The organism is Acinetobacter sp. SH024 (genome assembly GCF_000163635.1).
GTDB classification, from domain to species: domain Bacteria; phylum Pseudomonadota; class Gammaproteobacteria; order Pseudomonadales; family Moraxellaceae; genus Acinetobacter; species Acinetobacter pittii.
Genome location: NZ_GG753603.1, coordinates 291,886 through 316,201 on the forward strand (window position 1 = coordinate 291,886; position 24,316 = coordinate 316,201).

Below are 24,316 nucleotides of genomic sequence, written 5' to 3' on the forward strand. Positions count from 1 at the left end.
TCTCTTTTTTTTGCTATTCAATCTGATTAATCAGATTTTCTAATTCATCTTTTTCTCGCTTAGGAGTGGACTCCTGTGAAGGTCTCATGGCAGGAGGCGCAGCTTTTGACGGAATAACAATTTCTTCACCTGGTAAATCGGAAAAGTCATTGTCATTGCTTAGTTTTGGTTGTGGCGGTGCTGGTCGATAGAGCGGACGTGCTAGTGGTGGAGCCGCACGATAAGTCTTCTTATCAGCTACTTCTGTTGTGGTTTCTTGTTGGTCACGTGAAATAGGACCTTTAGCATCTTTATCTAAACGGACCCAAGCTGCTGGCGTACCTTGCAATGCTTGACCCATAAAGTTAATCCAGATCGGCAATGCGGCAATACCACCATATTCACGACGGCCAAGCGTAGTCGGTTGGTCAAATCCAACCCATGCTACGGTCACTAACTTGCCATTGAAGCCTGCAAACCATGCATCTTTTGCATCATTCGTAGTACCTGTTTTACCACCTAAATCACTACGGCCAATTTTAAGTGCAGCACGACCTGTACCATGCTCGATTACATCACGTAAGATGTTCGCCATATCATAAGCAGAGCTTGATTTTAAAATACGTTGAGCTTGGCGATATTGACTGTTGTTTTTGTCAGTCTGTTTAAGATTAAGCTGCTTAGCTGCGTTTTCTTTCTGTTCTATATCTTTATTCGTAACCTCAATGACTTCATCATCAGTTGTTTTAGGTTTTTGCTCATCATCCGTTGTGTCAGGTGCATTAATACATGGAATACATGCGTATTCTGGTTTGGCTTCATAAATGACTTTGCCGTAAGCATCTTCAATACGTTGAATAAAATGCGGTTGAACACGGTAGCCGCCGTTTGCAAACGTTGCATAACCAGTTGCCATTTGAATTGGTAATACTTGAGGAGTACCTAAGGCAATAGTGTAGTTACGTGGAATTTGATCTTCTTGTAAACCAAAATCCATAAATAATTGGCGAGTACGTTCAATCCCTACTGTTTGTAGAAGTCTTACTGATACAGTGTTACGAGACAAATATAAAGCACGACGTAATGGGATCATACCTAAGTAACGCCCATCAGAGTTTCGCGGTGTCCATTTGCCAATCGTAATTGGGCTATCATTCACCATGCTATACGGGGTCATACCTCTTTCTAATGCTAAAGCATAGAGGAATGGCTTGATTGTAGAACCCGGTTGACGCCAGCCTTGTAAGGCACGGTTAAATTTTGATTGGTAGAAGTTGTAGCCACCTACGATTGCTTCAATTGAACCATCATTCGGGTTAATTGCAATGAGTTGACCTTGAACTTTTGGAACCTGAACTAAAGACCATGCGGTTTTATTATCGTTTGGGCGTAAACGAACAATATCTTTAACTTTAACAATTTGAGATGCACGTGAAGGAGCGCCACCTACGCTATTTGCATTGCGATAGGGGCGTGCCCATGACATGCCTGACCATTGAACCGTAACGGTTGAGCCATCTTGCATTAATGCTTCAAAAGAGCTGCTATTTACCTTAGTAACTTGTGCAGGATAGGTGTTGGCATATGCTCTAAATTCAGTTAACGGTTTGTCATGTGCTTCTGCACCACGCCAGCCATGGCGACGATCATAAGCTTCAAGACCATCTTGCACAGCTTTTTCTGCAATCGCTTGGCGTTTAGCATTAATTGTTGTGTAGACTTTATAACCAGAATCAATGGCTTGTTCACCAAAATGCTTTACAAGTTCTGAACGAACCATTTCCCCAGCATAGGGATGAATATTATTTAAATCCCGATTGGGCATATTTAAATTGATCGGCTCTGCAACTGCTTTTTGATATTCTGCTTGAGAAATATAACCCAGCTGTAACATACGGCCTAAAATCCAGTTGCGTCGTTCGAGTGCGCGCTCAGGATTAACTACAGGGTTATATTTAGAAGGTGCTTTGGGCAAACCTGCAATCATTGCCATTTGAGCAATGCTGAGCTCATTAATGCTTTTGTTATAATAAATTTTAGCTGCTGCCGCGATACCATACGCATTTTTCCCTAAGAAGATTTTATTCACATAGAGGCTGAGAATTTCTTCTTTGGATAAATTTTGCTCAATTTTTCGAGCCAAAAAGATTTCGGTTATTTTACGTTTTAGAGTTCTTTCTGGACTCAAATAATAGTTCTTTGCAACTTGCATGGTGATCGTTGAACCACCAGTTTGCACATCTGAACCCGTCACACTTTCGCTCAAAGCACGACCTAAACCTTTAAAACTGATCCCGCTATGTTCAAAGAAAGAAGAGTCTTCTGCTGCTAAAAATGCATGAATAAAAGCAGGGGGAATTTGTTTGTATTCAACCGGAATAGAAAGCTTACCACCGTACTCGGCAATCAGTTGATTGTCTGAAGTGTAGACCTGTAATGGTTTTAAAAGGGGAGCTTTTTTTAGTGAACTCATTTCTGGAAGCGATGGGGCGATATAGAGATACATGCCATAAAAGCCCATCGGAAGTGAGACTAAGATAATAATAATGATCAAAAAAATTGGACGCACGAAGCCCAAACTGGATAGCTTTTTCATGATAAGTAAGCTTTAATAAGATCGAATACAAACTAATTGTGGTCAGTATAGCCTTTAGACATGCGGATTGTTAGATGAGATATTGTATCCGTGTAAAAATAAAGACCTAGATTATTGGTTTGTAATTTTTTTTGGGGATAAAAAAATAATAGGACAATAGTGTGCTCAGGTTATATCGTAAACCGAATAAGGGGTTAATGGGTGTCGATATTAGTTCGACTTCTGTTAAGTTGTTAGAGCTCTCTGTTAAGAACGGTAAATATTGGGTAGAAAGCTATGCTTTAACGCCTTTACCTGAGAACAGTGTAGTTGAAAAAAATATCTTGAATCCAGAAGCAGTTGCAGAAGCTTTGGAACGGGCGATGAATTTAGCAAATCCCCACACCACTAACGCTGCAATTGCTGTTCCAACATCGACGGTTATTCATAAAACCATCGAAATGGATGCAGATATGAACGATGATGAACGTGAAGTTCAGATTCGATTAGATGCGGAGCAATATATACCGTTCCCTTTAGATGAGGTGAGCCTTGATTTTGAGGTTTTACCAGATCGACTGCCGAATCCAAATCGTGTGAATGTACTTTTAGTCGCAACACGAACAGAAAATGTTGAAACACGCGTAGAAGTACTGGAACTGGTTGATTTAACGCCTAAGCTTGCTGATGTTGAAAGTTATGCTGTCGAGCGTGCTTTTAGTGTGTTTGCTGATAGCTTACCCATGGGTGCAAATACCATTGGTATTTTAGATATTGGCCATACCATGACCACATTATCGGTTATGCAAAATGGCAAAATCATTTATACCCGTGAACAAGTCTTTGGCGGTAAACAGCTTACTTTGGAAATTCAAAGCCGTTACGGTTTGTCATTAGAAGAAGCGGGACGCGCTAAAAAAGAACGTTCTTTGCCAGATGATTATGACATCGAAATCTTAGAACCATTTTTAGATGCTGTAGTTCAGCAAGCTGCTAGATCTCTACAATTTTTCTTCTCTTCATCCCAATTCAATGAAATTGACCATATTTTGCTAGCGGGTGGCAATGCCAACATTCCAGGGCTTGCTAAATTGTTGCAGCAGAAACTCGGTTACCGAGTCACTATTGCCAATCCATTTTTACAAATGGGTTTCTCTCCTCAAGTCGACGTTCAAAAAATTGAAAATGATGCTTCTTCATTAATGGTGGCATGTGGCTTGGCTTTAAGGAGTTTTGATTAATGGCAACAATTAATTTACTCCCTTGGCGTGATGGGCTTAGGGAGCAGCGTAAAAAACAATTTATTATTTTATGTTTTGGGGTCGTTATTTTGGGGATAACCACTGTATTTGCAGGGTGGTTTTATTTGAATCAAAAATTAAATGATCAAGAACAAGCAAATCAGCTCATCATCAGTACAAACCAGAATCTAGATCAACAACTTAAAACCTTAAATGGCTTGCAAGAACAGCGGGACGCAATTATTGAGCGTATGAAGCTCATTCAAGGTTTGCAAAGCCAGCGTCCGGTCGTTGTACGTTTGGTGGATGAATTAGTACGTGTGACCCCGGCAGCCATGTATTTGACTAAATTCAGTCGAACCGGAGATAAATTTACGATTGAAGGTAAAGCGGAAAGTCCAAATACAGTTGCAGAGTTATTACGTAATCTCGAAGCATCGCCATGGTATCGCAACGCTTTTATGAGTTCTTTCTTGGCGACCGAAGAGAAAAAAGATAAGGCTGTCAGTTCTTTGCTTCCTAGAGTTGAAGATAGCTATGGCAGTTTTGTTGTTACTGTTGATGTAGGGGAAATGGGGGTGACTACAACAGATGATACCGCCAATACGTCTATAGGTACGGATAAGGAGGTGGCAAAATGAGTCCTGATGAACTTCATGAGCTGTCTTTAGAACAAGCTCCATCTAAGAAAAAAAAGATCACCTTAGAAAAATTTCTTCAGCAATTTAACACGCTCGATATGAACAGTTATGGCAGCTGGCCATTATCTGTGAAAATTACGTGTTGGATTTTTATTTTCTTTGCTGTATTGGCTTTAGGGTATTTTGTTGCTATTCAACCAAAGCTACAAGCAATTGATAATGCTCAAGCACAAGAAAGTAATTTATTAAATGAGTTTCGAGAAAAAGACTCAAAATTACGCAACTTGCAGCAATACCAGCTTCAACTTCAAGAGATGCAAGCCAACTTCAATCAGCAGTTAGAACAATTGCCAAAAGAAACCGAAATTCCAAGTTTAGTTGAAGATATTAACTTAACGGGGGTGAATTCTGGTCTGAAGTTTAAAAATATCCGCTTAGAAGATGAAGTGAAGCAGGAAATTTTTATTGAACAGCCTATTACTATCGAAGCAACTGGGGATTATCACGCTTTCGGTGCTTTTGTTAGCAGTATTGCGGCATTACCACGTATTGTGACGATACATGATTTTATTGTTGAGGCTGCTCCTGTTAAGGATGGTAAATCAGATATTCCTGTGCTTAATTATTCTATCAAAGCAAAAACTTATCGCTATATGGGTGCGGTTGAAAACCAAAATAATAGTGATCCTCAAGTGATAAATGGTGAAAGTCAGATAAACGCCTCCGATAGCCGTAATGTACATATTCCTTCTATAAAGAAGTCAAAGCGAAAGTAGGAGGATAACTAATGAAACTAAAGAAAATTTTACTTTCTCTGGGGATAGGCTTGGTTCTGGTTGGATGCGACTCTAGAATCGACGCCGTAAATCAGCAAATGGCCGATATACGTAATCAGCCACCACAAGCCATAGAACCAGCGCCTGTTTTTACGCCTGTGCCACAATTTAATTATGCAGCCCATCAGTTAAAGAGCCCATTTTTACCAAGCTCACTTGCTGCTGAGCTCAAAATTATGGCGGGGAAACGAGTATATCCGAATTTCTCACGTGCATCACAGCCACTCGAAAGCTATGCATTAGAGTCCTTAAATATGAAAGGAAGTATGCGTAACAGCCGTGGGCAAGTCATGGCTCTGATCCAAACACCTGATCATCAAATTGAGCGAGTACAGGTAGGGAACTATATCGGGATGAATCAAGGTCGAATTACCCATATTGGTCCTACTCAGATTGATCTGGTGGAGATTGTCCCTGATGGGCGAGAAGGCTATGTGGAGAGACCAAGAACCTTAGTGTTAATTGGACCCGCACCCTAAAATTTAGGGAATAACAAAGAAAAAATTATTTTTAAAGATTATTTATTGGGGATGGTTAGACAATGAATCACGTATTCCGTCAGTTTTCTATGGGAGCTGTGGCGATTGCAATTATGCAGGTTGCATCTGCACAGGTCAGCATGACTAATATTGTACCGATGCAAATAGCGGGTCAGGGAACAGAAATTCGAGTGATATTTAATGGCTTGCCACCGCAACCACAGGCCTATCAGCTTGAGAATCCTTCACGTTTGATTTTAGATTTTAATAAAGCGCAGCAGAATTTAATACAGTCAAAAGTAGCGATTGGAACGAATGAAGCGAGTTCGGTCGATGTAAGCTCCGATGATCAGCGTTCACGTTTAACTGTAAATTTGAAAGAGGCAGGTGCTTTTACAACTCGTATTGAAGGCAACACTTTTATTTTAAAGATTAATTCTGCGCAAGCTGTAGCTAAACCTGTATCAGCAAGTGCAATGCAAACCCAAGGTGTTTCAAACATCGGCTTCCAACGCGGTAGTCAAGGGGAAGGCCTTATCGTTATTGACCTGTTGGGAGGTAATACCCCTGTTGATGTGCAACAACAAGGTAGCAAAGTTGTAGTAAGAACTTTAGGCTCTAAAATTCCTACACATCTAGCTAAACGCTTAAATGTAAATGATTTTGCGACGCCTGTTTCGACCATTGAATCTTATAATGAAAAAGGCAATGGCGTTATTACGATTCAATCTACTGGTAGCTATGAATATATGGCGTATCAGGCAGAAAATAAATTAACCATTAGCCTCAAGCGTCCGCAGGACAAAAATGTAACCTCTTTATATAAGACGCCTAATTACTCTGGTAATAAGCTTTCTCTCGATTTTCAAGATATTGAAGTTCGTCGCGTTTTACAGTTACTTGCTGATTTTACTGGCATTAATATGGTCGCGGCTGATAGTGTGCAAGGTAATATCACTTTGCGTTTAAAAGATGTACCATGGGACCAAGCACTTGATATTATTTTAAAAACTAAAAATTTAGATAAACGCAGAAATGGAAATGTAATTTGGATTGCTCCAGTTGCGGAACTGATCAAGGCTGAAGAAGAAGAAGCAAAAGCTGTTGCACAGAGCGTGAAATTAGCCCCATTACAAACTGAGTATATTCAACTTAAATATGCGCAAGCTCAGGATATTATGAGTTTAATTACTCAAGGCTCAAATAATAGCAATGGTATGCAGCGCACATCTGATGGTGGAAATTCTACATCTACTAATTTAAATACTGGTGTTGATAGTTTAGGTAATAATGTAGGAAGTTTATTGAGTCCCCGTGGAACAATTACTCAAGATGATCGTACCAATACCTTAATTATTAATGATACGGCTCAGTCGATTGATCAAATTCGTAAAATGATTGATCTGTTGGATGTACAAGTTAAACAGGTTATGGTTGAGGCGCGAATTGTAAGAGCATCTACTTCTTTTACCAAAGAGCTCGGTGTTAAATGGGGTATATTATCGCAAGGGATCACTAACAATAATAATTTGTTAGTTGGTGGTAGTGAAACGACCTTGTGGAATTTACGAGAGCCCAAAAAGGATGAGACTACGGGTGGTTATAAATACACGATTGAACGTCCAGATAACTTAAATGTCGATTTAGGTGTAACCAATCCGGCTGGGAGTATTGCCTTTGGCTTGATTAGTATGTCTGATTTTATGCTTGATCTTGAACTTTCTGCATTACAAGCTGATGGCTATGGTGAGGTTATTTCTACCCCTAAAGTAATGACTGCAGATAAACAGCCTGCAAAAGTTGCAACAGGTCAACAGGTCCCATATCAAACTACAACTAATTCTGCTGCTGGTGCTACAGCAAGTACCTCTTTTAAAGATGCACTATTAAGCCTAGATGTTACCCCGAGTATTACGCCTGATGGTAAAATTCAAATGAAATTGGATATTTCAAAGGATTCGGTTTCGGGTGCGGCTCCTAATGGTGAATTGATCCTAAATAAAAATAATATCAAGACAAATGTGTTGGTGAATAATGGTGAGACAGTCATTTTAGGAGGGGTGTTTGAGCAGACAACCCTTAACTCTCAAACCAAAGTTCCTTTCTTTGGGGATTTACCGGGAATTGGACGCCTATTTAGGAAAGATCAGAAATCTGATGATAAGCAAGAGTTACTGATTTTCGTTACGCCACGAATTGTTAATGACACTTTGGTGAGAAATCATTAATATATTTTTTAATGAAAGCAATTGAAATAGGTGGCGCCTTGCCAAGCAAAGCGTTTGAAACCCTGCCAAATATTTATTTGGTAGGGCCCATGGGGGCAGGAAAAACAACCGTTGGACGTCATTTAGCCGAACTATTAGGGCGTGAATTTTTAGATAGTGATCATGAAATTGAACGCAAAACAGGTGCCACTATTCCCTGGATTTTTGAGAAAGAAGGGGAGTTTGGATTTCGCACTCGTGAAACCGTAGTGTTAAATGAGTTGACTTCCCGTAAAGCCTTAGTGTTGGCGACAGGTGGAGGTGCAATTACTCAAGCACCCAACCGCGAATTTCTAAAGCAACGTGGTATTGTTGTTTATCTTTACACTCCTGTAGAACTACAATTACAACGAACTTACCGCGATAAAAATAGACCTCTATTACAAGTTGAAAACCCTGAACAAAAATTACGTGATTTGTTGAAAATACGTGATCCTTTATATCGTGAAGTTGCGCATTACACGATTGAAACCAATCAGGGTGCTGCTCGTGATCTTGCTCAAAAGATTTTGCAACTTATTTTGTCCAACCCGCTAAAATAGCCAAACTTACTTGTGGTTTTATAAACTCATGCAAACTTTACATGTTGAATTAGGCGAACGCCGTTATCCTATTTTTATTGGCAGTCAACTTGATCCTAAGCAGTTGCTTGAGCCTTATATTCATGGTCAACAGGTCATGATCGTGAGTAACGAAACGGTCGCTCCTTTATATTTGTCTCATTATCAAGAAGCTTTAAAAAGTTTGGGTAAAACTGTAGCGACTTGTATTTTGCCAGACGGTGAGAAATATAAAGATATTCAACATCTAAATTTAATTTTTGATGCTTTACTTGAAGCTGGTTTTAATCGTGATTGTACGGTTTTAGCTTTGGGTGGTGGTGTTATCGGGGATATGGCTGGTTTTGCGTCAGCATGTTTCCAACGTGGTGTTTATTTTATTCAGGTTCCGACTACACTTCTTTCACAAGTAGACTCAAGTGTGGGTGGTAAAACGGGGATTAATCATCCTCTTGGTAAGAACATGCTAGGCGCATTTCAGCAACCTCAAGTTGTTTTGGCTGATATGGCTCAACTCGATACTTTACCAGATCGAGAATTATCTGCTGGATTATCAGAAGTCATTAAATATGCCTTGTTGGGTGACGCTGATTTTCTTGTTTGGTTAGAGCAGAATATGAATGGGTTAATTGGGCGAGATGCTGAACTTTTAGCAGAAGCTGTTTATCGTTCATGTGCTCATAAAGCGCGTATTGTTGCTAACGATGAAAAAGAGCAAGGCGAACGAGCTTTACTCAACTTGGGTCATACTTTCGGTCATGCGATTGAATCTTACCTTGGCTATGGCACTTGGTTGCATGGTGAAGCAGTAGCGACAGGCATGGTGATGGCGGCTGATTTATCACAACGTTTAGGTTGGATTTCAAGCGATGATGTAGAGCGTACAAAAAAAATTATTCAACGCGCTAATTTGCCGATATCATGTCCAAAAATTCCATTGGATGAATTCCTTGGATATATGGCGCATGATAAAAAAGTTCTCAATGGTCAATTACGTTTAGTGCTGTTAAAGCAACTTGGGCAAGCAGTAATTACTAAAGACTTTGATGTTGAACTCATGAAACAAGCTATTTTGGCAAATCAACACGGATAATAAATTAAGGTAACACATGACTGTATCACGTACACTTTGGCAGAATGTTCAACAATATATCTGGTTGGTGGGTGGTATCGTCTGCTTGTTGCTCGCTTTTATTTTTTGGGTAATGACCGATAGTAAAAAGCTGGTTGAAGTTGAAAAATCAGCTGATTCGGATGCGCCAGTGCAAATTCAGCCAGAGAAGGTGGCAACAACAGCTAATTTAGGGGCTTTAGCTGATGAAGTTAGACCTCTTGATTTAACAACCCGTACGGTTGCTTCTGGTCAACATGAGGCAGAGTTCCGCGGTACAAAATTTATTAATGAAAACAAGAAACAATGGACGCTTGAGCTTTTCCGTGCGTCTGATGAAGATATTATTAAAAACTTTTTAAAAAATCGTCCAGAACGGAATAAATTTATCTACTTCCGTTTAAGCGGAGATAAGCAATCTGAACAATATGTTTTGACATATGGTGTATTTAAACGTTCTGAAGATGCAATTCAGCAGTTAACCCAACTTAATCTTGATTTACCTGAATCAATTAAACCTCAGCCGCAACAATTTTCGACCTATGCGCCATTAGTCAATGATTTAGGTGCGGATGAAATGAAAGGTGGTATTAGCCAAACTTATGAAGTGCGGTTACGTCCAGCTGCTCTGCCTAAAATTGATGAGTCTTTACTTATAGGGGGCGGTGTGGCTACACAACCTAAAGTGGCGGCTCCAGCAACAAACTCTACAACTCGTACAACGATTATTCGTCGAGATGCTGAGGGGAATGTTGTAGATGTACATCAGTCTAATTCGGCAGTTGATATGGCTAAAAAGACTCAACAGAATCGTACAATAGAACCTTCAGTAAAAAATGCAACAAATGAGGGCACAAGAGGTAATTAATTATAAGGATGTGTTGCACAGATATGGTGCAATAATAATAGTTATATATTTTTTTTGATCACCTGTGGTGCATATTTAGTCATTTATTAAAATGATAACGCGAATAAAATCAATCTATTTTCAATAATTATAAATACTTAATTGCAAAAAATAACATTGGCATATTTTTTGCTTTATTCTTGTGCTTATTAATGTGCTGTAAACTATTTTAGCGCTCTAAAGAGTAAATTCTATGCAGAGTCGAGGGGTCGAACTGCTTTAAAAGAGTGCGAAATAAGTCAAAACATTTTTCTAGCAAAAACCAGTGTACGTAAAAATGGAACAGCGTATATTGGCTTATCAGCCCAAAAATTTTTTTTGTGAAACATTGAGCTAACTGTCGTCCGTAGGCACTATCGCAAAAAGAAGTTGTTTGTTTGACGCTCGAAAGAGCCTTATTGAAAGAAGGGTACGCTATGCACATGCCATCGCCTAATACTGTAGCTCCCGCTCAAGGTTTATATCAACCTGATGAGTTTAAGGATAACTGTGGTTTTGGACTGATTGCCCATATGAAGGGTGAATCAAGTCATCATCTAGTTGAAACCGCGATTCACAGTTTAAGTTGCATGACGCACCGTGGTGGTATTGCCGCAGATGGCAAGACGGGAGATGGTTGCGGCTTATTATTGGCGATGCCAAAGCAATTTTTCCGTGATGAAGCAAAAAAACTGAGTGATATTACACTGAGTGAAATTTTTGCTGTGGGTACTGTATTTTTAAATACTGATCCGGCATTAGCGCAACATTCTAAAAATATTTTAACGAAAGAAATCGAGTCAGATGGCCTACGTGTACTGGCTTGGCGTGTTGTCCCTACAAATAACGATGCACTAGGTGAAATTGCGCTTCAATCTTTACCAGCTTTTGAACAGGTCATTGTGAACTGTCCAATGGGCGTAACTGAAGTTGAATTTAACCGTAAATTATTCTTGGCACGTCGTCGTGCAGAACAACAATTACAAAATGATCCGTCATTCTATGTGACTACGCTTTGTTCGACAGTAATCAGCTATAAAGGCTTGATGATGCCGGCTGCAATTGCTGAGTTCTATACAGACTTAGCTGATGAGCGTTTAAAATCACATATCGTGGTATTCCACCAACGCTTCTCTACTAATACATTGCCGCGTTGGCCGTTGGCTCAACCATTCCGTTACCTTGCTCATAATGGTGAAATCAACACAATTACAGCAAACCGTAACTGGGCGTTGGCGCGTACTCCTAAATTTGAAAACCCATTATTACCAGGTCTTACTGAGCTTAACCCAATCGTTAACCGTACGGGTTCGGACTCTTCAAGCTTAGATAACATGCTTGAGATCTTAGTTGGTGGTGGTATGGATTTATTCCGTGCCTTACGTATGCTCGTACCACCAGCTTGGCAAAACGTAGAAACTTTAGATGCAGACTTACGTGCATTCTATGAGTTCAACTCTAAGCATATGGAAGCTTGGGATGGCCCAGCTGGTCTTGTTATTCAAGATGGCCGTCATGCGATCTGTATGCTTGACCGTAACGGTTTGCGTCCTGCGCGTTGGGTAATTACCAAAAATGATTACATTACTTTGGCATCTGAAATCGGTGTTTGGGGTTATGAGCCTGAAGATGTAGTTTCTAAAGGTCGTGTAGGTCCTGGCCAAATTTTGGTAGTTGATACCTTAACAGGCAAAGTACTTGATACTAAAGATGTTAGTACACATTTGAAAAACATGCGTCCGTACCGTGAGTGGTTACGTGATCATGCGATTCGTTTAAATGCAAACCCAGAACTTGAAGAACAATTAGTCGATAAAGGCTTAACTGGCGACGCTTTAAAAGCGGCTCAAAAAATGTTTATGGTGACATTTGAAGAGCGCGACCAGTTGTTACGTCCAATTGCTGAAAGTGGACAAGAAGCTGTTGGTTCTATGGGTGATGATACGCCAATGGCTGTATTGTCTCGTCAAGTACGCCACGTAACAGATTACTTCCGTCAACAGTTCGCTCAAGTGACAAACCCGCCAATTGACCCGCTACGTGAGTCAATTGTAATGTCGCTTGAAACCTGTTTGGGTCGTGAGCAGAATGTATTTGAGCAAGGCCCTGAGCATGCTGATCGTATCATCATCTCTAGCCCTGTATTGTCAAATTCAAAAATGCAGCAAATCCGTAGCATTGAGCGTCCGGGTTATGAAGCAGTTGATATCAATTTAAACTATGCCGAAGAAGAGGGTTTGCAAGCTGCGATCACGCGTATCTGTGAAGAAGCGGCGCAAGCGGTTCGTGATGGTAAAACTTTAATTGTTTTAACTGATAAAAATATCCGCCAAGGTTTATTACCTGCAAACGCAGCACTTGCAACAGGTGCGGTACATCATTACCTCATCAAAACTGGCCTGCGTACTGATGCAAACATTATGGTTGAAACTGGTTTTGCACGTGATCCGCATCAATTTGCGGTATTACTTGGTTTTGGTGCAACCGCAGTTTACCCATATCTTGCATATGACGTGATCAATGACTTGATCGCTAAAGGTGAGCTTTTAGGTGACCCAATTCATGCGCAAGCAAACTTCCGTAAAGGTATTGAGAAAGGCCTATTAAAAGTTCTTTCAAAAATGGGTATCTCTACAGTTGCTTCTTACCGCGGCGGTCAGCTTTTTGAAGCAGTAGGTTTGTCATCTGAAGTTGTTGATCAATGTTTCTTAGGTGTTCCAAGTCGTATTCAGGGCGCAACATTTGCTGATCTTGAAAAAGACCAGAAAAAATTAGCAGCGACAGCTTGGTCAAATCGTAAGCCAATTGATCAGGGTGGTTTGCTCAAATTCGTATTTGATAAAGAGTATCATGCGTTCAACCCAGATGTAATTAATGCATTACACAAAGCCGTTCGCTCTGGTAAATACGAAGACTTTAAAGAATATGCTGAGCTGGTGAATAACCGCCCAGTAGCGACTATTCGTGACTTATTTAAGTTAAAAACAACGAACTCAATTCCAGTTGAGCAAGTTGAATCGGTTGAAGATATCTTGCCTCGTTTTGACTCGGCAGGTATGTCTTTAGGTGCTCTTTCTCCAGAAGCACATGAAGCAATTGCAATCGCGATGAATACGATTGGCGGTCGTTCAAACTCTGGTGAAGGCGGTGAAGATCCTGTTCGTTACGGCACAATTCGTAACTCGAAAATCAAACAGATCGCATCTGGTCGTTTTGGTGTAACTCCTGCATACCTAACTTCTGCTGAAGTATTGCAAATTAAAGTTGCTCAGGGTGCAAAACCAGGTGAGGGCGGTCAGTTACCAGGTGGTAAAGTAAATGGTTTAATTGCACGTTTACGTTACTCGGTACCTGGTGTAACGCTAATTTCACCTCCGCCACACCATGATATTTACTCAATTGAAGATTTGTCTCAGTTAATTTTTGACTTGAAACAAGTTAACCCGAAAGCAATGGTATCGGTGAAATTGGTATCTGAGCCGGGTGTAGGTACGATTGCTGCTGGTGTTGCAAAAGCGTATGCAGACTTCATTACCATTTCAGGTTATGACGGCGGAACCGCAGCATCTCCACTTTCTTCAATTCACCATGCGGGTTCTCCATGGGAATTAGGTTTGAGTGAGGCGCATCAAGCACTTCGTGTAAACGACTTGCGTGGAAAAGTACGTGTACAAACTGATGGTGGTTTAAAAACTGGTCTTGATGTAATCAAGGCAGCAATTTTAGGTGCTGAAAGTTTCGGCTTTGGTTCAACACCAATGATCGCTCTAGGTTGTAAATACCTCCGTATTTGTCACTTAAATAACTGTGCAACCGGTGTTGCAACTCAACAAGATCATTTACGTCAAGAGCACTATATTGGCGAGCCAGAAATGCTTATCAACTTCTTCCACTTTATTGCGGAAGAAACTCGTGAATGGTTGGCAGCATTAGGTGTTTCTTCATTGAAAGACTTAATTGGTCGTGTTGATTTGCTTGAAGTATTGCCGGGTGAAACTGAAAAACATGCTCACCTTGATTTAAGTGCTCTGTTAACTTCTCATCCTTCTGCTGAAGGTAAAGCACAATACTGTCAAGTAGAAGGTAATGCACCATTTGATAAAGGTGTATTGGCTGAGAGAATGGTCGCTGAAATGCTTCCTGCAATTGAGTCAAGCGCTGGTGGTCAGTTCAACTTCAACGTCGTGAACTGTGACCGCTCAATCGGTGCTCGTGTTTCGGGTGAAATTGCTCGTCGCTACGGCAACTTGGGTATGGAAGCACATCCAGTTGTAATGAACTTAACTGGTACAGCTGGTCAGTCTCTTGGTGTTTGGAATGCTGGTGGTTTACACATCCGTCTTGAAGGTGATGCAAACGACTATGTAGGTAAAGGTATGGCGGGTGGTCGTATTTCGATTTTCCCACCACAAGGTTCGCCTTTCCAAACACAAAACACAGCAATTATTGGTAATACCTGTTTGTATGGTGCGACTGGCGGTAAGCTTTTCGCAGCAGGTACAGCGGGTGAGCGTTTTGCAGTTCGTAACTCTGGCGCATTTGCTGTAATCGAAGGTGCGGGTGATCACTGCTGTGAATACATGACAGGTGGTGTTGTGACTGTACTTGGTAAAGTAGGCCATAACTTTGGTGCGGGCATGACTGGTGGTTTTGCTTATGTACTTGACCTCGATAATGACTTCGTAGATTACTACAACCACGAATTGATTGATTTAAATCGTATTTCAACAGAATCTATGGAAGATCATAAAGAGTTCTTGTTGCGTATTATCGATGAGCATATCAAAGAAACTGGTAGTGCTTGGGCTTATAAAATCCGCAATGAGTTCGATTTCTACAGCCGTAAATTCTGGCTTGTGAAACCAAAAGCTGCTAATTTGCAAACGCTTTTGAAAACAACACAAGCTGACCCACAATAATTCCACGACTGCAAAGACATAGGCAGGTGCGGGCAACAAGGAAATCCGCGCCTACCCACGGAGAGAGACATGGCAGAACGCCTAAATAATGACTTTCAATTTCTGGATGTACCACGCCAAGATCCAGAGAAAAAAGATATTACTGTCCGCAAAGCAGAATTTGTGGAAATTTATAAGCCTTTTACATCGGAAACTGTTACTAATCAGACTCACCGTTGTTTAGGTTGTGGTAACCCATATTGCGAATGGAAATGTCCTGTACATAACTACATTCCAAACTGGTTAAAACTGATCGCTGAAGGCCAAATTTTCCAAGCTGCTGAGCTTTGTCATCAAACCAATACACTACCTGAGGTATGTGGTCGCGTATGCCCACAAGACCGTTTGTGTGAAGGTGCTTGTACCTTAAATGATGGTTTTGGTGCAGTAACCATTGGTAATGCTGAGAAATATATCAATGACACGGCCTTTGCTTTGGGCTGGCGTCCAGATATGTCAGGCGTAAAATGGACTGACAAAAAAGTTGCAATTATTGGGGCTGGTCCTGCTGGTTTAGGCTGTGCGGATATTCTAGCTCGCGGTGGCGTTAAACCAGTTGTATTCGATAAGCGTCCTGAAATTGGTGGCTTACTTACATTCGGTATTCCAGAATTTAAAATGGAAAAAGATGTAATGAAACGCCGCCGTGAAATCTTCACAGGTATGGGCATCGAATTCCGTTTAAATACTGAAATTGGTAAAGACATCACGATTGATGAATTACTTGCAGAATATGATGCGGTATTCATGGGTATGGGAACTTATACCTACATGAAAGGTGGTTTCCCGGGTGAAGATCTTGAAGGTGTTTATGATGCACTTGATTTCTTAATCTCTAACGTGAACCGTTGCCAAGGTTGGGAAAAAGATCCAAGTGAATACATTAGCTTAGATGGTAAAAAAGTTATTGTTCTTGGTGGTGGTGATACCGCTATGGACTGTAACCGTACTTCTTTACGCCAAGGTGCTCACGATGTAACTTGTGCATACCGCCGTGATGAAAGCAACATGCCGGGTTCTGCGCGTGAAGTAAAAAATGCCTACGAAGAGGGTGTGAAATTCCTATTCAATCGTCAACCAGTCGAAATCGTTGGTGAAAACGGCAAAGTGACAGGCGTAAAAGTGGTAACGACACAAATGGGTGAACCAGATAGTCGTGGCCGTCGCAGCCCTGAGCCAATCCCTGGTTCTGAAGAAGTATTACCAGCTGATGCAGTTTTACTTGCTTTCGGTTTCCGCCCAAGCCCAGCAGACTGGTTTGGTAATGTGAATATTAATCTTGATGGTTCAGGCCGTGTTGTCGCAGCTGAAAAGCAAGAATTCAAATTCCAGACATCAAACCCAAAAATCTTTGCTGGTGGTGATATGGTACGTGGCTCAGACCTTGTCGTGACTGCTATTTGGGAAGGTCGTCAAGCTGCTGAAGGTATTTTGGATTATCTTGGTGTTTAATAAATTAATTTGTTAAAACACTCAAAAAAAGCCTACTTCAAGTAGGCTTTTTTATTGTCTACCATTAGTCACTTTGATGTTTTTGGCAAATATAATAAGCTTTTTTGCCCTTTTTAGCTTTTTAAGTTCGCGACATACTCGAAACTTCCTTCTTCAATACAGTAGGTGTTGAATATGAACATCGCAGGTATGACGGCAGAAAAATCATATTTAAATCGTCGGAAAGCGTTGGGTATTACAGTGCGTCGTCTTGAATTTAATCCAAAGGCGATCAAGCGGCACTATTTTGCAAATTCACCTCTCATGTCGCATTTTTTAACTGCACTCTCATCAACGTTTCCGGTGGGTGAGCAATTTTTTGTAAATAGCGTACGTAATGTACGTGATAAAGTCTCAGATCCTCAGCTACAAGCGCAAATTGCAGCGTTTATTGGACAAGAGGCCATGCATTCCAAAGCACATGGTGAGTTTAATGAAGCTTGGCGACGTGATGATTATAATCTGGACAGTTTTCAAAATTGGCTAAATGAGCGCGATAAATATTTAAGAACAATTCCACCTAAGCTGCAATTGGCACTCACCTGTGCATTTGAACATTTCACTGCTTTACTTGGGGGATATGTTTTACAACATCCAGAGTTATTAAAAACCCTAGATGAAGATGCGTTAAAACTTTGGGTATGGCATGCGATTGAAGAAATTGAACACCGTTCAGTTGCATTTGATGTCTATCAACATGTATATGGTGATGATCGTATCCGTCGTTTACTCATGCGTAGCGTCACTACAGGATTTGCGAGCCTCGCTTTTTATGGGACAACTCGTTTATTTTGGCAAGATAAATGGAATAGCTTACCTAAAATCGGGGGTAATTTATTTGGATTATATTTACTGATAAAGATGCTTGTTCAGTTAATGCCTGAATACTTTGCATATTACAAAAAAGACTTTCATCCGAGTCAAAAGGATTATGGCAGGATGGTTAATTATTGGAAAAGCTCTTTAGCAGAAGAATATCAAATGGCAAGTTTTGAACAAGAAAAAGATCAGCGATTGAGCTAATAGATAACCGGATTTAAAAGTCCGGTTTTTTAAAATCAATAAAATAAAAGCAACACAATAATGCCTAATTCATCATACAATCAGGTAAAGAGGTTAAAAATATAAAGAAAAACTTGAGGATAATGTGCCGATGAAAACGTTGAAACAATTTGCGATCGCAACAACACTTGCCAGTACCTTACTGTTTTCGGGATGTGGCTATAACACTCTACAAGTAAAAGATGAGGCTGTAACAGCAGCGTGGTCTGAAGTACAGAACCAATATCAACGTCGTTCAGATTTGGTACCAAATCTTGTAAACGTCGTTAAAGGCTATGCTAAGCATGAAGAGCAAGTATTAACCGAAGTAACACAGGCTCGTTCTAATGTTGCAGGTTTAAAAGTTGATAAAGAAGTTTTAGAAGATCCGGCTTTACTTGAAAAATATCAACAGGCTCAAAGTCAATTAACAGGGGCATTATCTCGACTCATTGCTGTTTCGGAAAATTACCCAGATTTGAAAGCCAATACTCAATTCCAAGAATTACAAGTTCAGCTTGAAGGTACTGAAAACCGTATTGCTGTTGCACGTAATCGTTATATTACAACAGTACAAGACTATAACTCATATGTGCGTCAGTTCCCTCAGGCAGTAACAGCAAAAGTAATTGGTATGCATCCAAAAGCCAATTTCTCTGCAGAAGCATCTGCACAACAGGCTCCAAAAGTTTCTTTTGATTAATTTTATAAATCAAAGGAGTGCCGTATGAGAAATACTCTATTGCTTCAATCAAAGCAAATTAAGGTCTTTATTTCGACCTTAATTTTGCTCTGTTGTGGTGTTCTTTTTCAGAATACGGCATGGAGTGAAAGTAATATTGCAACTGCTACCGATGAGGCTGATGCAATAGTTGCTGGCAAAATTATTCAAAAGCAACAAACTCAAGCTGCTGCAACTAAATTAGAGGGGCAAGCTGCTTCAAGTCTTGCTCCTCAAGTCCAAGTTACTAATGATATGGCTGATGGGGAATCAATTCGTGGTTTGCCAACTTTAAACCAGCCTGTTATTGATCAAGCCAATATCTTAAGCGAAGCTGAGAAGCAGCAACTTGATCAAAAAATTCTAAGTTTATACCAACAAGGCAAAGCGCAGATTGGTATTGTGATTGTTCCTACCACTGGCCAAGAAGATATCTTTGATTATGCATTACGTGTTGGTGAAAAATGGCAATTGGGATCATCTAAACGTGATAATGGATTACTCATTGCAGTCGCTGTAAATGACCGCCGTATACAAATACTAACTGGTTATGGCCTAGAAGGTGTGTTGCCGGATATTGTGGCAAGTCGGATTATTCGAAACCAAATTACACCTTATTTTAAACAAGCCCAATATGCACAAGGTTTGAGTGCAGGTATCGATGAAATCGGAAGAATTTTAAATCTTGACCCAGAAGTAGCACAGCAAGCTGCTCAAGATTTAAAAGAACGCCAACATCAAGCTGCGGAGGAGCAACAAGCCAAGCAGACAACGCTGACAATGGCTTTATTTATTCTTGTTGCTGGAATTGTGGGTTCGTTTATTGTTGGTCGTCCGCTTAGTGCATCTACAGCAGGTGTGGCTGCTGCGGTAGCAGGATTTGTAAATGGGGCGGGGCTAGTCACTAGCTTACTACTTGGTTTTGGTATTTTCTTTTTACTTATTACATCAATTGCCCAACTTATTTTACAGGCCATTTTAAGTGGTTCTGGCGGTGGTGGACGTGGAGGAGGCTTCGGCGGAGGTGGCGGAGGCTATGGTGGCGGTGGAGGCCGTTTTGGCGGTGGAGGTGCTTCAGGCTCATGGTAACAACATCAGAAACAACACAAATTATTACTCAACCAAAAATTGAGGAATCTGTAGAGCCAAGTCTAAAACGTTGGTTTAAACATCTATGCTATTTACCTGCCAGTAGTCGTTATTTTTCAAAACAAGATAAGCAAGCTATTGCTGATGCTGTACAACAAGCAGAACATGGCCATGTTGGAGAAATACAGGTTGTAATTGAAGGCCATATTCCAGTGTCACAAGCCTACAGACAAAATACTCGTTTAAGAGCACAGCAATTATTTGCAGAATTAGGTGTTTGGGATACCGCCTTAAATAGTGGCGTATTGTTATACCTAAATTTATGTGAACGAACAGTAGAAATTATATTTGACCGTGGTATTAGAAATGCGACTAACGATCAAGTCTGGCAACAGATTTGTGAAGTAATAGTACAAAAGCTTAAGCAAAAAGAATATCAACAAGCTGTAGTGATTGGCGTACAACAAATTGGGGAAGTGATGTCGCGGTTTTATGACGAAAACATGCCTGATCAATCCAATGAATTGGGGAATGCTCCGATTATTCTTAATTAACTCGCCTTGTAACATTCCAGTATTAGCTAATTTCATAATTTTACTTTTTAAGGTGACTGACAAAAAATGTCACCTACTTATTTATTTTTAAAGAGATTTTGTTCACATAAATAAATATAAACTTTGAATTGTGTATTTTATTTTTTTTAATACGTGAAATGTTTTTATAAAAATTTTTATGACATTTTTTGTCACTTACTTACACCTGTTTAATATTTAAGAATAGTTGAATTTAATATAAGTATTTGTTTTTTAATTAAAATAAAAGTTGGCATGGATGCTGCAATATAGTTAATAGCTGAAAAAGCTTATATAAAAACATACATACAATCTTTGGGGAAAAGGCTATGAATGCACAAAAAGGTTTTACATTAATCGAACTCATGATCGTAGTTGCCATTATTGGTATTTTGGCAGCAATCGCGATTCCTGCTTATAGTAATTATCAGGCACGAGGTAAATTAACAGCTGGTTTGTCAGAAATTTCTGCTGGTAAAGCCGCTGCTGAACAAAAAATTAATGATGGTTCAGATTGGACATTACCGACAGATATCGGTCTACAAGGCACAACTTCTAATTGTACTATTACTTCGACAATGACAGCAGGTGCAGGTACTATTGCATGTGCAGTATTAAATGCGCCTTCTCAAGTTCGTGGAGCAACTATTACTTGGACAAGAAATAAAGCTGGTACTTGGTCTTGTGCTACATCTGGGCTAGATAATGATAAAAAAGATTTAGCTCCAAAATCGTGCCCACAATCTTAATATTCCAATAAAAAAGAGAGGTTGCTACCTCTCTTTTTTTATTGAAGAAAATAAATATGTTGAAAAAAAATATAATGTTCCTACTAATAGGAATTTATCTCATTACAGCATTATTAGGTTATCAAATTGGTTGGTCAGTTTTCCAATATGATGAACTTCGTTTATTACAGTTTCCATTGGCACTATTTGCTTTGTTAATTTTGATTTTTACAAAAAAAATAGAATATTCAATTTCCACTCAAATTACTTTTTTTCTGATTGGTTTATTAATTGCTATACAGATAACAACTTATAGCATTTTTCAGTTTCAAGAACTTTGGTCTGCGATAGCATTACTATTTATATTTTCTGCTTTGCCATATGATTTAAAGAATGTAAAAAATATAGAACATGGCTTAGCATTGATCGTTGTTTCAGCATTTATTCCATGTTTATTTATTTGCATCTCTATCGCTAATTTTATTTTATATAAACAATGGTTTGATTGGCAATTTAACTCTGGCACGATCCGAATTTATGACAGTATTATCGTGCCTATATTCTTTTTTCTAATTTTTTTGAAAAATAAAAAGTATCCATATATTCATTACTTTTATCCATTTGCTAGTTTCTTTTTTGCTCTAGCATGGTTTTTTGATGGAGCTAGATCCGCTTTACTTGCTGTAGCGACAGGATTGTTAGTTTTCGTTATCTACTCTCGAGAAAATCGAAAGCTCATTTTGCAAAGCTGTATTTACATTTTTTTTGCTTTTGTAGTTTATAAAACTACGATTTATTTCGCTGATAAAAATACCATGACCGTAATGAGAGTGGGGACATCCATGCGTGCAGAGATGTGGAGTTTTGTTTTTGAGCAATGGAAAGAAAAGCCATGGTCTGGAGTTGGGGGAGGATATCTCTCAGAAATCCAATATAAATATGGACATCACATACATAATTTATATTTAAGGTTAATTTTTGAATGGGGAATAGTTGGGTGTATTTTTTTAGTTTGGATGATATATCAAGTTGTTAAGTTATTTCGAGATAAGGATGCTTTACCTATTACGAAAGCTGGCTTAATTGCAATTTTAGTTGATGCGATGTTCTCAGGAAGTATGGTTTATCCCGCTTCACAAATGGCCTGTATATTATTTTTAGCATTTGCTTTTTCTCAGCCGGAGCAGTCTAAAGAATATTTGAAATATCCTTATAGAGCTACAAAACTACTAATTGCTTTATGGGGGTCTTTATTTTTTTACATTACGATCATGTATTTAGGACAAGATTTAATGTGTTGGGGTTGTGGTAGTTATATTGGAAGAATGGCGCCAAATTTTTGGTTTTATGGTGCTGCTGAGCACTTAGTACCAGCTTCGCAAATTCCTTAACTTTTGAAGTACATTTTATCAAGATCTTTTCATAAGGAGTTCATACATTTTCTTTTAGGCTTCCATGTATAATTCCCACAAGTTTTGGTCTCTAGCCTCTCACTATGCAAGTATTCTTTCTGTTCTTCGCTGCAATCCTGTTGGGTTTTGCATGGTTGTCTCCATTTCACTACAGCCCGTGGGTCATGTTCTCAAGTGAAGTCAGTACTTTTGGGGCTGGGCTATGTGTATTAATTGCTTTACTTCAACAAAATATTAAAATTCCTAGAGCACAGATATTGTTGCTACCATTTACTTTAATTCCTATTGTGCAGTGGGGCTTTGGTTTAGTTTTTGATTTAAGTACGGCTTTATTAAGTACATTTTACTTATTAGGTTTTTGGTTTATGGTCTTGGCTGGCTACAACCTATCTTTAGATCAAAAAAAGAGAGATCAAATTTTTTCAGGTTTTAGCTTATTAGTAATTATTACATCGCTATTAACTAGTCTTATAGCAATTTTTCAATGGTTGAATATTGAATCACATTTAATTTATACCCTTCATCTGATTGGTAACCGTCCTTACGGAAATTTTGGTCAACCCAACAACATGGCAACATTCTTAATTATTGGGTTATTAGGATGTTTGTATCTATATGAAAAAAATAAGGCAACCATCTGGTTACTCCTGCCTTCAGCCCTCATTATTCTGTTTACGATCGCCTTGAGTCAGTCACGAACATCATGGATCGTTTTTCCATTTTTATTCATCTATTGGAGAGTTAAACAATTTGGGAAACAAAAAAGATTTGGAGTTTTTCAAGGTTTTTTGTGGTGCGTCGGTTTTTTCGTAATGGCTGGTGTAATTCTACCATTTGCTACTAATTTAATTGAAGCATGGTCAAGTACTGATGTAACCGAAGCAAGTGGTTTGGTTGAAAGAGCAAGCTCTGGGTATTTGCGTTTTAATATCTGGTCACAAATGTTGCTTGCTGTACAGCAGCACCCTTGGTTAGGTTATGGTTGGAATCAAACCAGTGTGGCACAAATGACAGTTTACCATGCTTTCCCAACAGGAGAGTGGACTACCAGTGCACATAATGTACTGCTTGATTTAATTATCTGGAATGGTATTCCCTTGGGTGCTGTAATCATTACCTACTTTGCTTGCTGGTTTATTTGGTTAAATCAACAGGCTAAAAATACCATCTCGATTATAGCGATTATGATGGTCTGTACAGTGCTTATTCATGCCATGTTAGAGTTTCCACAGCGCTATGCTTATTTCTTACTTACTTGTGGATTCCTACTGGGTATTGTACAAGCACAAACTACTGTACTTAAGGGAATTATCCTCAACAAACATCTTTTTCGCTTATCATGGGTTGTAAGTTTATTGCTTATTATTGCAATTCTACGTGATTACAATGTCTATGTTCTGAATAGTAATTTGCTTTTTAATAATAAGCGTCCAAACGCTGAATTTATGGGAAGTGGTAAAATTTTTGTTTTAACACAGTTTGAGCAGCGTTTAAGTTGGATAGAACTTAATCCCCAAAATATTTTATCTGAAGGTGATTTGGTTGAATGGGAAAATTTTATAAAGAATAAACCTACTCCATATAACTTACGTAAATACGCAAAATTGCTCGCTTACAACGGGAAAGTAGAACAGGCACAGCAGCAAATATTTATTTTGCAACATCTTTATAAGCAAAAAATAACGCTATCGGAATTACTAAAAGAGAAATAATAAAAAATCCTACTATA

The 24,316-nt window shown here is 39.3% G+C and carries 18 protein-coding genes; 17 read left to right on the forward strand and 1 reads right to left on the reverse strand.

All coding sequences use genetic code 11. From position 1 onward, the window contains the following. Positions 1–13: 13 nt before the first annotated feature. A complete protein-coding gene (gene ponA / locus HMPREF0013_RS20175; protein WP_005804528.1) occupies positions 14–2,575 on the reverse strand; it encodes a penicillin-binding protein PBP1a in 2,562 nt (853 codons plus the stop codon). Positions 2,576–2,736: 161 nt separating this feature from the next. Between ponA and HMPREF0013_RS20180 the strand changes: the two genes are divergently transcribed. From HMPREF0013_RS20180 to HMPREF0013_RS20260, 17 genes are all read left to right on the forward strand, one after another. Further along, positions 2,737–3,795 (forward strand): pilus assembly protein PilM, encoded by a 1,059-nt coding sequence (locus HMPREF0013_RS20180; protein WP_005067078.1) that lies wholly within the window; start codon positions 2,737–2,739, stop codon positions 3,793–3,795. Continuing rightward, on the forward strand, positions 3,795–4,436 hold the full coding sequence (locus tag HMPREF0013_RS20185; RefSeq protein ID WP_005804530.1) for a PilN domain-containing protein: 642 nt from the start codon (positions 3,795–3,797) through the stop codon (positions 4,434–4,436). The genes HMPREF0013_RS20180 and HMPREF0013_RS20185 overlap by 1 nt, the downstream gene beginning before the upstream one ends. Next, positions 4,433–5,212 (forward strand): type 4a pilus biogenesis protein PilO, encoded by a 780-nt coding sequence (locus HMPREF0013_RS20190; RefSeq protein WP_005804531.1) that lies wholly within the window; start codon positions 4,433–4,435, stop codon positions 5,210–5,212. The genes HMPREF0013_RS20185 and HMPREF0013_RS20190 overlap by 4 nt, the downstream gene beginning before the upstream one ends. 11 nt (positions 5,213–5,223) lie before the next feature. Beyond that, entirely contained in the window at positions 5,224–5,751 is a 528-nt protein-coding gene (locus HMPREF0013_RS20195) for a pilus assembly protein PilP (protein WP_005804532.1), read from the forward strand. Between the two features lie 62 nt (positions 5,752–5,813). Continuing rightward, complete coding sequence (gene pilQ / locus HMPREF0013_RS20200; protein ID WP_002116833.1) at positions 5,814–7,979, forward strand: type IV pilus secretin PilQ; 2,166 nt, start codon at positions 5,814–5,816, stop codon at positions 7,977–7,979. Between the two features lie 11 nt (positions 7,980–7,990). Then, positions 7,991–8,560: a shikimate kinase AroK gene (gene aroK / locus HMPREF0013_RS20205; protein ID WP_002116987.1), complete on the forward strand. Its 570-nt coding sequence runs from the start codon at positions 7,991–7,993 to the stop codon at positions 8,558–8,560. Positions 8,561–8,588: 28 nt separating this feature from the next. Beyond that, the gene (gene aroB / locus HMPREF0013_RS20210; RefSeq protein WP_005804533.1) at positions 8,589–9,671 is read left to right on the forward strand and encodes a 3-dehydroquinate synthase; all 1,083 of its coding nucleotides are present in this window, start codon (positions 8,589–8,591) and stop codon (positions 9,669–9,671) included. 16 nt (positions 9,672–9,687) lie between these two features. Further along, entirely contained in the window at positions 9,688–10,557 is an 870-nt protein-coding gene (locus HMPREF0013_RS20215; protein WP_005804534.1) for a hypothetical protein, read from the forward strand. A gap of 461 nt (positions 10,558–11,018) precedes the next feature. Next, on the forward strand, positions 11,019–15,494 hold the full coding sequence (gltB, locus tag HMPREF0013_RS20220; RefSeq protein ID WP_014207826.1) for a glutamate synthase large subunit: 4,476 nt from the start codon (positions 11,019–11,021) through the stop codon (positions 15,492–15,494). A 69-nt stretch (positions 15,495–15,563) separates the two neighbouring features. Next, positions 15,564–16,985 carry a glutamate synthase subunit beta gene (locus tag HMPREF0013_RS20225; protein ID WP_005804536.1) on the forward strand — a complete coding sequence of 474 codons (1,422 nt, stop codon included), beginning with the start codon at positions 15,564–15,566 and terminating at the stop codon, positions 16,983–16,985. Positions 16,986–17,159: 174 nt separating this feature from the next. Further along, a complete protein-coding gene (locus tag HMPREF0013_RS20230) occupies positions 17,160–18,047 on the forward strand; it encodes a metal-dependent hydrolase (protein WP_025464175.1) in 888 nt (295 codons plus the stop codon). Between the two features lie 130 nt (positions 18,048–18,177). Further along, complete coding sequence (locus HMPREF0013_RS20235) at positions 18,178–18,768, forward strand: LemA family protein (RefSeq protein WP_002117090.1); 591 nt, start codon at positions 18,178–18,180, stop codon at positions 18,766–18,768. A 24-nt stretch (positions 18,769–18,792) separates the two neighbouring features. Next, entirely contained in the window at positions 18,793–19,875 is a 1,083-nt protein-coding gene (locus tag HMPREF0013_RS20240) for a TPM domain-containing protein (RefSeq protein WP_005804537.1), read from the forward strand. Next, complete coding sequence (locus tag HMPREF0013_RS20245) at positions 19,869–20,429, forward strand: TPM domain-containing protein (protein WP_005804538.1); 561 nt, start codon at positions 19,869–19,871, stop codon at positions 20,427–20,429. Before HMPREF0013_RS20240 ends, HMPREF0013_RS20245 begins: the two co-directional genes overlap by 7 nt. A 347-nt stretch (positions 20,430–20,776) precedes the next feature. Further along, positions 20,777–21,196 carry a pilin gene (locus HMPREF0013_RS20250; RefSeq protein ID WP_005804539.1) on the forward strand — a complete coding sequence of 140 codons (420 nt, stop codon included), beginning with the start codon at positions 20,777–20,779 and terminating at the stop codon, positions 21,194–21,196. A gap of 56 nt (positions 21,197–21,252) precedes the next feature. Continuing rightward, positions 21,253–22,566 (forward strand): O-antigen ligase family protein, encoded by a 1,314-nt coding sequence (locus HMPREF0013_RS20255; protein WP_025464176.1) that lies wholly within the window; start codon positions 21,253–21,255, stop codon positions 22,564–22,566. Between the two features lie 104 nt (positions 22,567–22,670). Further along, positions 22,671–24,299: a PglL family O-oligosaccharyltransferase gene (locus HMPREF0013_RS20260; RefSeq protein ID WP_005804542.1), complete on the forward strand. Its 1,629-nt coding sequence runs from the start codon at positions 22,671–22,673 to the stop codon at positions 24,297–24,299. Positions 24,300–24,316 lie beyond the last annotated feature (17 nt).